Source organism: Streptococcus infantis, from assembly GCF_018499575.1.
Lineage (GTDB): Bacteria > Bacillota > Bacilli > Lactobacillales > Streptococcaceae > Streptococcus > Streptococcus infantis_K.
In genome coordinates this window covers 740635-756444 of sequence record NZ_JAHDAP010000001.1, presented here as the reverse complement: position 1 = coordinate 756444, position 15810 = coordinate 740635, and the positions used below count along the sequence as shown (strand labels likewise).

Annotated in this window: 14 protein-coding genes; 10 read left to right on the top strand and 4 right to left on the bottom strand. The window is 40.2% G+C overall.

What is annotated here, in order from left to right; genetic code table 11:
• Positions 1–4: 4 nt before the first annotated feature.
• Positions 5–916, top strand: coding sequence for a DMT family transporter (locus KJR31_RS03665; protein ID WP_214262119.1), 912 nt, complete (start codon positions 5–7; stop codon positions 914–916).
• 114 nt (positions 917–1030) lie between these two features.
• Positions 1031–1789, top strand: a complete 759-nt coding sequence (locus tag KJR31_RS03660) for a CPBP family intramembrane glutamic endopeptidase (RefSeq protein ID WP_214262118.1) — start codon at positions 1031–1033, stop codon at positions 1787–1789.
• Between the two features lie 44 nt (positions 1790–1833).
• Here KJR31_RS03660 and KJR31_RS03655 read toward each other — a convergent pair whose 3' ends face one another.
• Both KJR31_RS03655 and rsmG read right to left on the bottom strand, forming a co-directional pair.
• Positions 1834–3117, bottom strand: coding sequence for a uracil-xanthine permease family protein (locus KJR31_RS03655; protein WP_214262117.1), 1284 nt, complete (start codon positions 3115–3117; stop codon positions 1834–1836).
• A 360-nt stretch (positions 3118–3477) separates the two neighbouring features.
• Positions 3478–4191, bottom strand: a complete 714-nt coding sequence (rsmG, locus tag KJR31_RS03650; RefSeq protein WP_214262116.1) for a 16S rRNA (guanine(527)-N(7))-methyltransferase RsmG — start codon at positions 4189–4191, stop codon at positions 3478–3480.
• 94 nt (positions 4192–4285) lie between these two features.
• Here rsmG and KJR31_RS03645 point away from each other — a divergent pair, with 94 nt between their 5' ends.
• Together KJR31_RS03645 and htpX are read left to right on the top strand one after the other, a co-directional pair.
• On the top strand, positions 4286–4846 hold the full coding sequence (locus KJR31_RS03645) for a LemA family protein (protein WP_214262115.1): 561 nt from the start codon (positions 4286–4288) through the stop codon (positions 4844–4846).
• Position 4847: 1 nt separating this feature from the next.
• Positions 4848–5747 (top strand): zinc metalloprotease HtpX, encoded by a 900-nt coding sequence (htpX, locus tag KJR31_RS03640; RefSeq protein ID WP_214262114.1) that lies wholly within the window; start codon positions 4848–4850, stop codon positions 5745–5747.
• Positions 5748–5790: 43 nt separating this feature from the next.
• On the opposite strand, the gene KJR31_RS03635 is transcribed toward htpX, so the two are convergent.
• The gene (locus tag KJR31_RS03635) at positions 5791–7350 is read right to left on the bottom strand and encodes an ATP-binding cassette domain-containing protein (protein ID WP_214262113.1); all 1560 of its coding nucleotides are present in this window, start codon (positions 7348–7350) and stop codon (positions 5791–5793) included.
• Positions 7351–7594: 244 nt separating this feature from the next.
• Positions 7595–7924, bottom strand: a complete 330-nt coding sequence (locus tag KJR31_RS03630; RefSeq protein WP_214262112.1) for a helicase BlpT — start codon at positions 7922–7924, stop codon at positions 7595–7597.
• A gap of 169 nt (positions 7925–8093) precedes the next feature.
• Between KJR31_RS03630 and KJR31_RS03625 the strand changes: the two genes are divergently transcribed.
• The 6 genes from KJR31_RS03625 to carB all read left to right on the top strand — a co-directional run bounded on the left by KJR31_RS03625 (position 8094) and on the right by carB (position 15554).
• The gene (locus KJR31_RS03625; protein WP_214262111.1) at positions 8094–8636 is read left to right on the top strand and encodes a YceD family protein; all 543 of its coding nucleotides are present in this window, start codon (positions 8094–8096) and stop codon (positions 8634–8636) included.
• Positions 8637–9266, top strand: coding sequence for an endonuclease III (gene nth / locus KJR31_RS03620; RefSeq protein WP_036753407.1), 630 nt, complete (start codon positions 8637–8639; stop codon positions 9264–9266).
• A 209-nt stretch (positions 9267–9475) separates the two neighbouring features.
• Complete coding sequence (gene pyrR / locus KJR31_RS03615; RefSeq protein ID WP_214262110.1) at positions 9476–9997, top strand: bifunctional pyr operon transcriptional regulator/uracil phosphoribosyltransferase PyrR; 522 nt, start codon at positions 9476–9478, stop codon at positions 9995–9997.
• A gap of 17 nt (positions 9998–10014) precedes the next feature.
• On the top strand, positions 10015–10938 hold the full coding sequence (locus tag KJR31_RS03610) for an aspartate carbamoyltransferase catalytic subunit (protein ID WP_214262109.1): 924 nt from the start codon (positions 10015–10017) through the stop codon (positions 10936–10938).
• Positions 10939–10987: 49 nt separating this feature from the next.
• Positions 10988–12067: a carbamoyl phosphate synthase small subunit gene (locus KJR31_RS03605; protein ID WP_214262108.1), complete on the top strand. Its 1080-nt coding sequence runs from the start codon at positions 10988–10990 to the stop codon at positions 12065–12067.
• A 310-nt stretch (positions 12068–12377) separates the two neighbouring features.
• On the top strand, positions 12378–15554 hold the full coding sequence (carB, locus tag KJR31_RS03600) for a carbamoyl-phosphate synthase large subunit (protein ID WP_214262107.1): 3177 nt from the start codon (positions 12378–12380) through the stop codon (positions 15552–15554).
• Positions 15555–15810: the final 256 nt, after the last annotated feature.

Genomic DNA, 15810 nt, shown 5'->3' with positions numbered 1-15810 from the left:
AAGTATGTCAAAAGCTCTGAAAGGAACTCTTTTTACAGTGATTGCTGGTATTGCTTGGGGCTTGTCTGGGACCAGCGGACAGTACCTAATGGTTCATGGGATATCGGCTCTAGTCCTAACCAATATCCGTTTAATTATTGCAGGTCTCCTCTTAGTTCTTTTATCGTATATTAAGTCCAAAGAGCAATTTCTAGCTTTTTTAAAGGATCAATCAAGTCTGTTTTCTCTCTTACTATTTTCTTTATTTGGCCTCTTTCTGAATCAATTGGCTTATTTATCGGCTATTCAGGAGACAAATGCTGGCACAGCGACGGTTCTTCAGTATGTCTGTCCTGTTGGAATTCTTGCTTACACATGTATAAAGGATAAGGTAGCACCTACTATAGCCGAAATCCTTTCTATGATTTTAGCAATAGGTGGAACCTTTTTAATTGCGACTCACGGTCAGTTGGATCAGCTCTCTATGACACCAGCAGGTCTCTTTTGGGGATTGTTTTCTGCTTTAACCTATGCTCTTTATATTATTTTACCTATTAAACTCATTCAAAAGTGGGGGAGCATTTTGGTCATTGGTGTCGGAATGACCATCTCTGGGTTTGTAGCAGTGCCATTTACTGGGATTATTGGTGCTCGTTTACCGATGTCTTTTGATATTTTTCTAGCCTTTTCGGGAATCATTCTTATTGGAACAGTATTTGCCTACACAGCCTTTCTTAAGGGAGCCAGTATGATCGGTCCAGTCAAATCTAGTCTTTTGGCCTCTATTGAGCCAATATCTGCAGTCTTTTTTGCTTTTATGATTATGGGAGATATTTTTTATCCTGTAGACTTTCTTGGTATGGCAATGATTCTATTAGCTGTGACTATTATTTCGTTAAAGGATTTAATGCTAGAAAAGAAAAACAGGTCTATTTAAAGGCAGAACAACCTGATAAAAAGGTTGTTTTTTATGTTCTAGCATCAATTAAATTAATTTTAAGATTGAAAGTTTATAATGGCTTTATCAAATACAAAGTTTTATGGAGGAAATATGAATTTTATCCAGAGTATTCATCCTACTAAACCTTTAAGATACTTAAAATGGTTTGATATCTTAATCATCACTGTTTTAATGTTTGGAGAGTTTATCATTCGATCCACCCAGCAATTTATGGAGAGTCTATCACCTTCGACTGTGACGAGCGTTGCAGAAACTACAACAAATGTAGCAAGCGATGGGGCAGCTTATTCAAGTAATTTTACTTTTCAATTGATCATGTTAGGGATTACTTTCCTCTATCTCTTGATTCGAAACTATGATTTTAAACAACTTCCCATCCGCTTGTCATGGTCGGTTTTCATTTGGGTTCCCCTTATTTTTGCTGTAGTTGGGATCTTCGGTGATATTATTACAACTCTCAGTGGCGAGTACAATTATTTTAATCCTCAACTGCTCCCTTTTATAGACCCTATGGAAATCATTAGAAAATTCATGGCCTTAACTCCAATGGCTATTGGCTATGCTCTGCTAAATGGTTTTTACGAAGAATTTTTCTTCTTAGGATTACTGACTTCAGTAAAAGAAAAGCATCAGTGGCTGGTTTTAGTATATTCGGTCATCATACGGATTTCATTCCATACCTATCAAGGATTACTCTGGGCCTTGGTTATTGGTCTTGTTTATGGACTATTCTATTATTTCTTGTACAAGTATCTAGTCAAGAACTTACTGCCATTCTTTCTCATGCATGCTCTTGCAGATATGTTCGGATCCAGTCTTTTATATCTCTTGATTGCTTGGAGGACTTAAGAAAAAAATCCACTCGAATGAGTGGATTTTTTTATGAATACATTTTAGTCTTTGTTCTCGTATGGCAAGATCAAGTTTAGGATAATACCTGTCATAGCTGAGAGGGCAGTACCAGAAAGTGTAACTGGACCGAGTTTAAGGATCGCTCCACCAAGTCCAAGTACTAACATGGCACTTGCGATGATCAAGTTACGCATTTGTCCAAAGTCAACGCGCTCTTTAATCAAAACTTTCAAACCGTTGCTGGCGATAACCCCGTAAAGAAGGATTGACATACCACCAAGTACGGCGTTAGGGATTGTAGAAATCAAGGCTGTGAATTTTCCAAGGAAGCTTAGGGCAATTGCGATAAAGGCAGCGTTACGGATAACTGAGACCGAAGCGATACGAGTCATACCGATAACCCCTGTGTTTTCACCGTAAGTAGTATTGGCTGGTCCACCGAGGAAGGCAGATACAGATGTTGCGATTCCGTCACCAAGAAGGGTACGGTGAAGACCAGGATCTTTCAAGAATTGGCGGCCACAGATTTGACTCAAGACCGTGTGGTCTCCGATATGTTCAGAAATTGTTACAATAGCAATTGGTAGGATTGCAATTGTTTCAGGACCGAAGTATAGGTTATATTCTTTGAAGGCACCACCTGTGCTAAATGGTAGGTAGAAACCAGGAACTTCAAACCAGTTAGCTTGAAGAACAGGTGTGAAGTCTACTAGACCAAGAAAGACTGCAAAGATATATCCACCGATAATGGCAAAGAGGAAAGGAATGATACGAAGGAATCCTTTTCCTTTTGTATTGATAAAAGCAGCGATGAGGAAGGTAACTACTGCTACAAGAGCATTTTTCCAGTTGCCATCAGCAACAAGACCAGCATTTGTTACAGCTGAGCCTGCAAGACCAAGACCGATAACGATAATCATAGGTCCGATAACGATTGGAGGCAAGAGTGTATCAATCCATTTTGTACCAGCAAAACGGATGATAGTTGAAACAAGAACGTAGATTAAACCAGTCAAGATAACCCCTGTTTGAGCAGCAGAGACATCGCCGCCCAATTCCTTCATAGCAAGAGCCATTGCAGTGATGAAGGCAAAAGAAGAACCGAGATAGACTGGAACTTTAAAGCCGGTGGAAATCATGTAAATCAGTGTTCCGACACCTGATGCAAAAAGGGCAACAGATACAGGCATTCCCAAAATCAGTGGCACCAAGATGGTCGCACCAAACATGGCGAAAACGTGCTGGAAACTGAGTAGAATTCCCTTACCAAAAGAAGGACGTTGGTCAACGTCGAGTAACAAATCAACAGTTGATTCTTGTTTCATAAATACCTCACTTTTTGGGCATCAAAAAAGAGCCCATTATTTTACAGCAATAGGCTCTCAGAGTAAGACATCTTTAAAAAGAGGATTATCTCATTCCTAAAGAATTTCATATATTTCTACGCCTTCGTCACCTCACGGGATGACATTAAAAACCTTTGCTTAGGATAGTATAGCAGAAAAAATTCGTTTTGTAAACGAATTTTTCCTGAGCCTTGAAATGAGAAAGCGAGGTGAGATTTTGTAAATCATTTTTTCCCGAGCCAAGAAACAAAGACGCGAGGTATGATTTTGTAAATCATTTTTTCCCGAGCCTTGAAATGAGAAAGCGAGGCAAGATTTTGTGGTATATTTTTAAAATTTTTAAAGTGGGCGTTTATTTGGCATGCCCGCCTTACGGGGATATTTGTTTGGAGTTTCCTTTTTCTTTTCAACCACAGTGATGTAGCGAGGGTCACCATTAGGAAGTGTGTAGCTGATGTTGTCTTCAACTTTACTAAAGAGAAGGTTGAGAGCATTTTTGGATTCTGTCAATTCCTCAGGGGCATTACTGGCCTTAAGGGCCAAAAGTTTTCCACCAACTTTAAGATAGGGAATGGTTAACTCAGAGAGAACCTGCATGCGGGCAACCGCGCGTGCTGTTACAATGTCAAATTGGGCACGGAAATTCTTGTCTTGGGCAAAGTCTTCTGCGCGTCCATGGTAGAAATGAACCCCTTCTAAATCAAGTTCCTCAGCCAGAAGCTGAAGGAAGTTAATGCGCTTATTCAGTGAATCAATGATGGTCACATCTAGCTGAGGGTAGAGAATCTTCATAGGGAGACTTGGGAATCCTGCACCAGCGCCAATATCAAGTAACTTAATTTCTTGGTTTTCTATCAACCCTTGTAGGATAGGAGCGATGGAATCATAAAAGTGTTTAAGGTAAACCTCTTCCTTTTCAGTAATTGCAGTCAAGTTGATTTTTTCATTCCACTCGACTAAGAGTTCGAAATAGCGCTCAAATTGAAATTTTTGCTGTTCAGTAAGATTAATATTCTGTTGGTCAAGTAGTGAGTAAAAAGTTTCTGGTTTCATAGTTATATCCTTCTTGTATATCATCTTATTTTACCACAAAAACATGGAAATTTGATATACTTGTACTAATCTAAAAGCAGAAAGGAATAAGATTATGACTTGGATTATTCTTGGAGTTTCGGCTCTGATTGTTATTTTTTTGATTGTTAGCTATAACGGTTTGGTGAAAAATCGTATGCAGACCAAGGAAGCTTGGAGTCAGATTGATGTTCAGTTGAAGCGTCGAAATGATCTCTTACCAAACTTAATTGAAACAGTAAAAGGTTATGCTAAATACGAAAGTTCTACTCTTGAAAAGGTGACTGAACTCCGTAGACAAGTAGCTGCAGCAACTACACCTGCAGAAGCCATGAAAGCTAGTGATGCACTGACTCGTCAGATATCTGGTATCTTTGCGGTTGCAGAGAACTATCCTGACTTGAAGGCTAGTGGCAACTTTGCTCACTTACAAGAAGAACTGACTAACACAGAAAACAAAATATCATATTCTCGCCAACTTTATAACAGTGTCGTTAGCAACTACAATGTTAAATTAGAAACCTTCCCAAGTAATCTGGTTGCGGCTATCTTTGGCTTCAAGGCAGCGGATTTCCTTCAGACTCCAGAAGAAGAAAAGGCTGTTCCTAGAGTTGATTTTAGTGGTTTAGGTGACTAAGATGCTGTACAAACAAATCGCTAGTAATAAACGCAAAACTTGGGTTTTATTAATTATTTTCTTTCTTTTGTTAGCTATTGTAGGTTATGCAGTTGGATATCTTTTCATGAACTCAGGATTTGGGGGCGTGACTATAGCCATGATTATCGGTTTCATCTATGCCTTGACCATGATTTTTCAATCTACAGAGATTGTCATGAGTATGAATGGTGCGCGTGAAGTTGACAGGAATGAAGAACCTGTTCTCTATCATGTTGTTGAGGATATGGCTATGGTGGCGCAAATTCCTATGCCACGAGTTTATGTAATTGATGACCCGGGTTTGAATGCTTTCGCCACAGGTTCGAATCCTCAAAATGCTGCTGTTGCAGCGACATCAGGACTTCTAGAGATCATGAATCGTGAGGAATTAGAAGCTGTAATCGGGCATGAAGTTAGTCATATTCGCAACTTAGATATTCGAATCTCTACCATTGCTGTTGCTCTTGCCAGTGCCATTACCCTTTTATCTAGTATGGCTGGTCGTATGATGTGGTGGGGTGGAGCATCACGTAGTAGAAGAAATAGTGACCGTGACAGTGGAGGACTTGAAGTGATTATGTTAGTCATTTCTCTCCTAGCCATAGTTTTGGCACCTCTTGCAGCAACTTTGGTACAGTTAGCCATTTCTCGCCAACGAGAATTTCTAGCAGATGCCTCAAGTGTAGAATTGACTCGTAATCCCCAAGGGATGATTAATGCTTTACAAAAATTAGACAATAGTCAACCCATGAGTCATCATGTGGATGATGCTAGTAGTGCACTTTATATTAACGATCCTCAAAAGAGAGGCTTCTTAAAAAAACTATTCTATACCCATCCACCCATTTCAGAACGAATTGAGCGTTTGAAACATATGTAAAAAACATCCAGAGGTTTTCCTCTGGATGTTTTATTTCCAAAAGTTAAAGTTCTTGTAAATCAACTACTTCTAAACCATGCTCTGTCAGACTATAGATACTCGTACAGACCTCTTTTAAGAAACGTCGATCATGCGAAACAGTGACCAGACCACCAGGATAATTGGCAAAGAGTTTTCTGATTTCTGGTTGAGAAGTTGGAGAAAAATTTCGTGTGGGTTCATCCAGAAGGAGAAAGTTTGGTTTTCGCAGCACTAAATTCAAAAGAAGGAGTTTACCTTGTTGACCTCCAGATAAAGAGTGGATTTGGGGGTGCATCTCTGGATAGCTGAAATTAAGACTGGCTAAGTGAGATTGGATTTTCTGTATTTCCTCTTTGTGTCCAGTTTGGCTGAGAAATTCTACTGGGGATAGATTCAATTGCAGTGTTTCTTGGTAGTCTTGTGGCATAAATCCAAGCGAAATCTCTCTTTTGCCACTTAGTAGTTGATGTAACTTTGCTAAAAGAGTGGATTTGCCAACGCCATTTGGACCGATAATGCCGATTTTTTCTTGACCACGGACAGTTAATTGTAGCCCCTGAGCCAAAATTCGCTCGCCAATAGATAAAGTCTCATTTTCCAGTCGAACTAAGACTTTTGAAGCCGCTAATGGCTCTATATCTGAAAAGAAAAGTTGGATTTGTTCCTCTTCAAGTGGCTTTTGGGTCATGGACTGAGCTGCTTTTTCGTAGCGTTTTTCTTGAGAAAGAACATTTTTCATCTTTTTAGCCAGTAGTCGCCCGACAGTACTATCTTTAGTGTTACGTAAAGCAGTTTCTACGTTTTGCTTAACTCGGCGATGCTTTTCCATGGTTTTTTCATAGACTCGTTGGTCATTAGCAGCTTGCTGGCTTTGTCTAGCAAAATTAGCCTTTCTCTGTTCACTATAGCAATCATAATCTAAATGTTCGACTAGGGTTTCAGCTTCCTTTCGATGCTTGACTAGTCGTAAGTGGATAATGGTGTCTGCCGTTTGAGAGAGAAAGTCTTCATCATGAGAAATGAAAATAACTGTTTGCCTAAGCTTCTGTATCTGACCTTTTAGCCAATCAATCGTCTCAAGATCTAGGTCGTTTGAAGGTTCATCTAAAAATAGAATCTCAAAGGGTTTAGCCAACTCATGGATGAGCTGAATTTTTAAGGCTTCGCCTCCTGATAAATTGCCAATCTCTTGGTCACTAGAAAAACGATTGCTATCAAAATGCAATTCCTCAGCCAAGCGATAGAGAATGCTGTAGTCCAAATCAGTAGACTCTAAAAAGAAGTAGTCCTGTAAAGATTTTTTCTTCAGTTCTTCAGGGAGATGCTGGGGAATGTAGGCCAGAGACTGAAGGTCAGACTGAATGTCTCCCTTGATAGAGAAATCAGCTAATTTTTCTCCCATTAAAGTTTTAAGTAAGGTTGATTTTCCATTTCCTTCTTCACCGATAATAGCGACCTTTTCTCCGTCTTGGATAGTCATATTTAAATCGGAAATAAGGTCTCTTAAATCTTTGTTTTGTGTGATGGTCAGATGATTGATTTTTATCATATTGTTACCCTTTCTAGAATGTCCATAGTGCATAACAAAAAGCTCTACTTTACCTAGTAGAGCCAATTGTCTATGTCAAAAAATCCTCTTTTAAAAGGGCTGAAAATCCAGCAGAAAAAAGAGCGCACAAAAAGAGACAGAAACAAGATCTACTAAATAAAGGTCCTTTATTTGATAGACTTAGTTGTTCATGTCTCCCTTACCTCCGAGTATTGTTGGAATCATCATACTCTTTTTGAAAAAATTTGTCAAGATTTAGACAGAAAATCCTCTATTTTTAAAGACCAAAAACAGGTCCATAAAGTGTCAACGTATGTTTAACGTGATCGTAGTGGAACTTGTCATAGTTTCGCCAAGCAGTGCGGGCATGGTCATTTAATTTCAGTGAACCAAGTCCAATCAAAAGACTAGTCCGTTGGTAAAAAGTTTCCAGTTCAATTAAGATGGCGTTGTCTAGTTCGTCAGCTTTTTTAAGTGCTCTGAGAATTTCGTCTATATTTTGCTGTAAGCGTAGATCATCTGGCAATCCCTGTTTACAACTTTGTATTGTTTGGTTTAATTTTGAAACGAGCTGATAGGCTTCTGTTAAAAGAGCTTTGTCTTCCATATGAGCGTCCTCCTTTGCTCATGTATTGATGCCTATAGTATAGCACAAAAAATAAATTTGTCATAATAAATATATCAAAAAAACACAGAAAGATGTTTTAAAAGTTTAGAGGCTTTACTTGGCCTCCTTTCATGGTATAATCAAGTGAGTAAATCTTTATGGAGGAAGTATGAAATTAAATATTCAAGAAGTTCGTAAGCAGCCTGAAGGTTTGTATTTTGAGCAAACTCTAGACCTGTCAGCTGACTTACGTGAGCGTAACCAAGAAATTTTAGATGTAAAAGATATTGTCGCAGTAGGAAAAGTTCAGTACGAAGACCGTATGTATTTCCTAGATTATCAACTATCTTACATTATAGTTCTTGCTTCTAGCCGTAGTATGGAACCTGTTGAGTTAGCAGAGTCTTATCCAGTGACAGAAGTCTTTATGGAAGGTGCTACTAATCATCTGGACCAAGAAGTTCTTGATGATGACTTGGTTTTACCTATCGAAAATGGTGAAATCGACCTGGCTGAAAGTGTTTCGGATAATATCTTGCTAAACATTCCAATCAAGGTCTTAACGGCAGAAGAAGAAGCAGGTCAGGGATTTGTTTCTGGAAATGATTGGCAAATCATGACTGAGGAAGAATATCAAGCTCAACAAGCAGTCAAGAAAGAAGAAAGTAGTCCTTTTGCAGGTTTACAAGGACTGTTTGATGGAGACGAATAGATGGTTTTATCCAAGAAACGTGCCCGTCATGTCATTGAGGAAATTATAGCTCTTTTTCCAGATGCAAAACCTAGTCTAGATTTTCGCAATCATTTTGAACTTTTAGTTGCAGTTATGTTGTCTGCTCAGACGACAGATGCGGCAGTAAACAAGGCGACTCCAGCTCTTTTTGAAGCCTTCCCTACGCCTCAAGCCATGGCGGACGCAAGTGAGAGTGACATTGCTAAACATATTTCTCGTTTAGGTCTGTATCGAAATAAAGCAAAATTTCTTAAAAAATGTGCGCAACAGTTATTAGAAGATTTTGATGGTCAAGTTCCTCAGACTAGAGAAGAATTAGAAAGTTTGGCGGGAGTTGGGCGTAAAACGGCTAATGTAGTCATGAGTGTGGGTTTTGGAATTCCAGCTTTTGCGGTAGATACCCATGTGGAGCGCATTTGCAAACACCATGACATTGTTAAAAAATCAGCTACACCATTAGAAGTTGAAAAACGTGTCATGGATGTCTTGCCACCAGAAAAGTGGTTGGCGGCGCATCAGGCCATGATTTACTTTGGTCGTGCTATCTGTCATCCCAAAAATCCAGAATGCGAACACTATCCACAGTTATACGATTTTAGTTCATTATAAGGCCAAACATTGAATGTTTTTACTTGCTTTGCACTAGGCTTTGTGATATAGTAAGGACAATAAAATATTCCTTTAAACCTGTCCCGTGAGGCAGGCAAGGAGCTCGGTAAAGTAGAAGGGTAAGTCTATACTGTTTGCAGTATGGCTCGCTTAGTTATACATTCTCAAGTCTCCTTGTGTAAGGAGACTTTTCTTTTTGGAGGTTTGTCATGAAGACAAAAGAAGTTGTAGACGAATTAACCGTCAAGCGAGCAATTACGCGTATCACTTATGAAATTATCGAACGCAACAAAGATTTGAATAAAATCATTTTAGCGGGAATTAAAACACGTGGTGTCTTTATTGCTCACCGTATCCAAGAACGTTTGGAACAATTGGAAAATATCTCAGTTCCTGTTGTTGAACTAGATACAAAACCTTTCCGTGACGATGTCAAAAGTGGGGAGGATACTTCATTAGTTTCTGTCGATGTGACAGACCGCGAAGTTATCTTAGTGGATGATGTTCTTTACACAGGTCGTACAATCCGTGCTGCTATTGATAACATTGTCGGACATGGTCGCCCAGCGCGCGTGAGTCTTGCGGTACTAGTTGACCGTGGACACAGAGAATTGCCAATTCGTCCAGATTACGTAGGGAAAAATATTCCAACCAGTCGTTCTGAAGAAATCATCGTTGAGATGACAGAACTTGATGGCCAAGATAGAGTTTTGATTACTGAAGAAGCTTAATAGCTAAAGGAGTAGCCATGTCAGAAAATCAACAAGCACTCAAACATGTGGTGTCCATGGAAGATCTCACTGTGGATCAGGTTATGAAATTGATTAAACGAGGGATCGAGTTTAAAAACGGTGCTCAGTTACCCTACGAAGACCATCCTATTGTTTCCAATCTTTTCTTTGAAAATTCGACAAGAACGCATAAGTCTTTCGAAGTTGCTGAGATTAAATTGGGATTGGAGCGACTGGACTTTGATGTGAATACAAGCTCAGTCAACAAGGGGGAGACACTCTATGATACAATCCTTACCTTGTCTGCTCTTGGTGTAGATGTCTGCGTTATTCGTCATCCAGAGGTTGATTACTACAGAGAATTGATTGCGAGTCCAACCATTACGACATCGATTATCAATGGTGGTGATGGATCAGGGCAACATCCTAGCCAGAGCTTGCTTGATTTGATGACAATTTACCAAGAATTTGGTCGTTTTGAAGGGCTCAAGGTTGCGATTGCTGGTGATTTGGACCATTCACGTGTGGCTAAGTCCAATATGCAAATTCTGAAGCGCTTGGGAGCGGAACTTTACTTTGCAGGACCTGAGGAATGGAGAAGTCAAGAGTTTGCAGACTACGGACAGTTTGTAACCATTGATGAGATTGTTGATCAGGTGGATGTTCTGATGTTGCTTCGAGTTCAACATGAACGTCACGAAAGTGGAGCGATCTTCTCAAAGGAAGGCTATCATGCTCAACATGGCTTGAACCAAGAGCGCTACAATCGCTTAAAAGAAAAAGCAATCATTATGCATCCGGCTCCAGTGAATCGAGATGTAGAAATTGCTGACCACTTGGTTGAGGCACCAAAATCACGCATTGTCCAACAAATGACCAATGGGGTCTTTGTTCGAATGGCAATTTTAGAATCCGTATTGGCAAGTAGAAAAGCCAAATAAGACACAAAACGTTAAAAGACGCCAGTGAGCGTCCACGAGAGGTGAAAATATGACAAAAAGACTTCTAGTTTTAGAAGATGGCACAATTTTTGAAGGTAAGGCCTTTGGTGCAGATATTGATGTGACAGGGGAAATTGTCTTTAACACAGGTATGACAGGCTATCAAGAATCCATTACTGACCAGTCTTATAATGGGCAAATCTTGACCTTCACTTATCCACTAGTTGGGAATTATGGGATTAACCGTGATGACTACGAATCTATCAGTCCTACTTGTAAGGGAGTTGTAGTTTTCGAAGAGGCACGTAAAGCTAGCAACTGGCGTAATCAAATGACCTTGGATGAATTCTTGAAAGCAAAGAAAATTCCTGGTATTTCAGGAATTGATACTCGTGCACTCACAAAGATTATCCGTAAACATGGAACCATGCGAGCAACTCTAACACACGCTGGCGATAGTATTGACCACATTACGGACCAACTTCAAGCGACTGTCTTACCAACTGACAATATCAGACAAGTTTCTACCAAGACTTCTTATCCTGCTCCAGGAGTTGGATTAAGTGTTGTTCTTGTTGATTTTGGACTAAAACATTCTATTTTACGAGAACTATCTAAACGTGATTGTAACGTAACTGTAGTTCCATATACAACTACAGCTGAGGAAATCTTGCATTTAAATCCTGATGGAGTTATGTTGTCAAATGGGCCTGGGAATCCAGAAGATGTACCAGAAGCTCTTGATATGATTCGTGGGATTCTCGGGAAAATTCCAATCTTTGGAATCTGTATGGGGCACCAACTCTTTGCCATGGCAAATGGTGCGAAGACCTATAAAATGAAGTTTGGTCACCGTGGCTTTAACCACGCTGTACGTGAAATTGCAACTGGGCGCGTGGACTTCACTAGTCAAAATCATGGTTATGCAGTTAGCCGTGAGAATTTACCAGAGCACTTAATCATCACCCATGAAGAAATCAATGACAAGTCAGTCGAAGGTGTACGCCACAGATACCAACCAGGTTTCTCTGTGCAATTCCACCCAGACGCAGCTCCTGGACCACATGATGCAAGTTATCTATTTGATGAATTCATCGAGATGATGGAAGTTTTCAAACAAGCAAACTAAAGACGAGTGAGAAATCGTCGGAGAATTTATGGAATTGAACACGGACGGAAAGCTCGGAATTTAGATAAACCAACAAGGATAGAAATCCTTCTATGGTTTCCTAAAATTCAGTCGCTTTCTTATCGTCCTTTGTATCTTATTTAATGTCGCTCTGTGAGGCGACGAATAGAAAGGAGAAGATACATTGTTCGCGGAAGTGAACACGCCCTAAGAACTGTGTGAAAAAGATAAACATTGATTTGACGCTGAAGGCGTCTGCACCAAGTTTCCTATTTTCACTGTGTTCTTGACGGGCTTTGTATCATAAACTATGCCTAAACGTACTGATATTCAAAAAATTATGGTGATTGGTTCTGGTCCAATTATTATTGGTCAGGCTGCTGAGTTTGACTATGCTGGAACCCAGGCCTGCTTGTCTTTGAAAGAAGAGGGGTATGAGGTTGTCTTGGTAAACTCAAACCCTGCAACCATCATGACTGATAAGGAAATTGCAGACAAGGTCTACATCGAGCCAATCACACTTGAGTTTGTGACTCGTATTCTCCGTAAGGAACGTCCAGATGCTTTGCTTCCAACTCTTGGGGGGCAAACAGGGCTTAATATGGCCATGGAATTGTCTAAAAACGGAATCTTAGATGAGCTTGGAGTAGAACTTCTCGGTACTAAATTGTCTGCCATTGACCAAGCTGAGGACCGTGATCTCTTTAAACAATTGATGGAAGAGCTGAAACAGCCGATTCCAGAATCTGAAATTGTAAATACAGTTGAAGAAGCAGTTGCCTTTGCTGCGACGATTGGATACCCCGTTATCGTCCGTCCTGCCTTCACTCTTGGTGGTACCGGTGGTGGTATGTGTGCCAACGAGGAAGAGTTACGTGAAATTGCTGAAAATGGTTTGAAATTGTCACCTGTTACCCAGTGTTTGATTGAGCGTTCTATTGCAGGTTTCAAGGAAATCGAGTATGAGGTCATGCGTGACTCAGCTGACAATGCCCTTGTTGTATGTAACATGGAAAACTTTGACCCAGTTGGGATTCACACAGGGGACTCCATCGTATTTGCCCCAGCGCAAACCATGTCAGACTATGAAAACCAAATGCTTCGTGACGCCAGCTTGAGCATTATCCGCGCTCTTAAGATTGAAGGTGGATGTAACGTTCAGTTGGCACTTGATCCGCATAGCTTTAAGTACTATGTCATCGAAGTAAATCCTCGTGTATCTCGTTCTTCAGCTCTTGCCTCTAAGGCAACAGGTTATCCAATTGCTAAATTGGCTGCTAAGATTGCAGTAGGGTTGACCTTGGATGAAGTTATTAATCCTGTTACAGGTTCAACTTATGCCATGTTTGAGCCAGCCCTTGACTACGTTGTTGCCAAGATTCCACGTTTCCCATTTGATAAATTTGAAAAGGGTGAACGTCGTCTCGGTACCCAGATGAAGGCAACTGGAGAAGTCATGGCCATCGGTCGTAACATTGAGGAATCTCTCCTTAAAGCTTGTCGCTCGCTTGAAATTGGAGTTCACCACAATGAAATGCCTGAGCTTGCAGATGTTTCAGATGATGCCTTGATTGAAAAAGTTGTCAAAGCACAAGATGACCGTCTCTTCTACGTATCAGAAGCCATTCGTCGCGGTTATACACCTGAAGAGATTGCAGATTTGACTAAGATTGATATCTTCTATCTAGATAAACTCTTGCATATCTTTGAGATTGAGCAAAAATTGGGCGCACATCCTCAGGATGTCGATGTCCTGAAAACAGCAAAACTCAATGGTTTCTCAGATCGTAAGATTGCTGAACTCTGGAATACTACAGCTGACCAAGTTCGCCAATTACGTTTGGAAAACAAGATTGTCCCAGTTTACAAGATGGTTGATACTTGTGCAGCAGAGTTTGAATCAGAAACTCCATACTTCTATTCTACTTATGGTTGGGAAAATGAATCGATCAAGTCTGATAAGGAATCTGTTCTAGTCTTGGGTTCTGGTCCAATCCGTATCGGTCAAGGTGTGGAGTTTGACTACGCAACTGTTCACTCTGTTAAGGCAATCCAAGCTGCTGGCTATGAAGCTATCATCATGAACTCAAACCCAGAGACAGTTTCAACAGACTTCTCTGTATCTGATAAACTCTACTTTGAACCATTGACATTCGAAGATGTTATGAATGTTATCGATTTAGAGCAACCAAAAGGTGTTATCGTTCAGTTTGGTGGTCAAACAGCTATCAACCTTGCTGAGCCATTGGCAAAAGCTGGTGTAACTATCCTTGGTACTCAAGTTGCTGACCTAGACCGTGCCGAAGACCGTGACCTCTTTGAGCAAGCTCTCAAAGACTTGGATATTCCACAGCCACCTGGCCAGACCGCAACCAATGAAGAAGAAGCGGTGCTTGCAGCTCGTAAGATTGGTTTCCCAGTTCTCGTTCGTCCTTCTTATGTCTTGGGTGGACGTGCCATGGAAATTGTAGAGAATGAAGATGATCTTCGTTCTTACATGCGTACTGCGGTTAAGGCAAGTCCAGACCATCCAGTTCTTGTCGACTCTTATATCGTTGGACAAGAATGTGAAGTTGATGCCATCTCAGACGGACAAAATGTTCTCATTCCAGGTATCATGGAACATATCGAACGTGCCGGTGTCCACTCAGGTGACTCAATGGCTGTTTACCCTCCACAAACCTTGTCTCAAAAGGTACAAGACACGATTGCAGATTACACTAAGCGTCTGGCAATTGGCCTCAACTGTCTTGGTATGATGAACATTCAGTTTGTTATCAAGGATGAGAAAGTCTACGTTATCGAAGTAAACCCTCGTGCCAGCCGTACTGTTCCATTCCTTTCAAAAGTAACCAATATCCCAATGGCTCAGGTAGCAACTAAGTTGATTCTCGGTCAAAGTCTCGAAGAACTTGGTTACCAAGATGGACTTTACCCTGAAAGTACTCGCGTTCATATCAAGGCGCCAGTCTTCTCCTTTACCAAGCTAGCTAAGGTAGACAGCCTTCTTGGCCCTGAAATGAAGTCAACAGGGGAAGTTATGGGATCAGATACTACCCTTGAAAAAGCTCTCTACAAGGCCTTTGAAGCTTCTTATCTTCACTTGCCAACCTTTGGGAATGTTGTCTTCACTATCGCAGATGATGCAAAAGAAGAAGCACTAGATTTGGCTCGTCGTTTCCAAAATATTGGCTACGGAATCCTTGCTACTGAAGGAACTGCAGAGTTCTTTGCAAGTCATGGATTGCAGGCACAACTCGTTGGAAAGATTGGTCATGATGAACACGATATTCCAAGCTACGTCCGCAAAGGAAAAATTCAAGCAATCATCAATACAGTTGGTACCAAACGGACAGCTGATGAAGATGGTGAGCAAATCAGACGTTCAGCAATTGAACATGGAGTTCCACTATTTACAGCTCTAGACACAGCAGATGCGATGTTAAAAGTTTTAGAAAGCAGAAGTTTTGTTACAGAGGCTATCTAGGATTAAAAAGATTCTCGTAAGAGAATCTTTTTTTGTTGAAAGCGTTGCTATCATTTTTCACAAAAAATTATATGTAAAACCAACGCATGAGTAAATATATAAAAATAGTATAATTTTAGATTTATTTATTTAAAAAAATAGACATAATATAGGATAATGTACATTTACATATAAGTATATATAATAAATTAGAGTAGGTTTAAAAGGTCTAAAATATAACGAAGTAAACGATTTCAAGAGCGCATAATTATTTGAA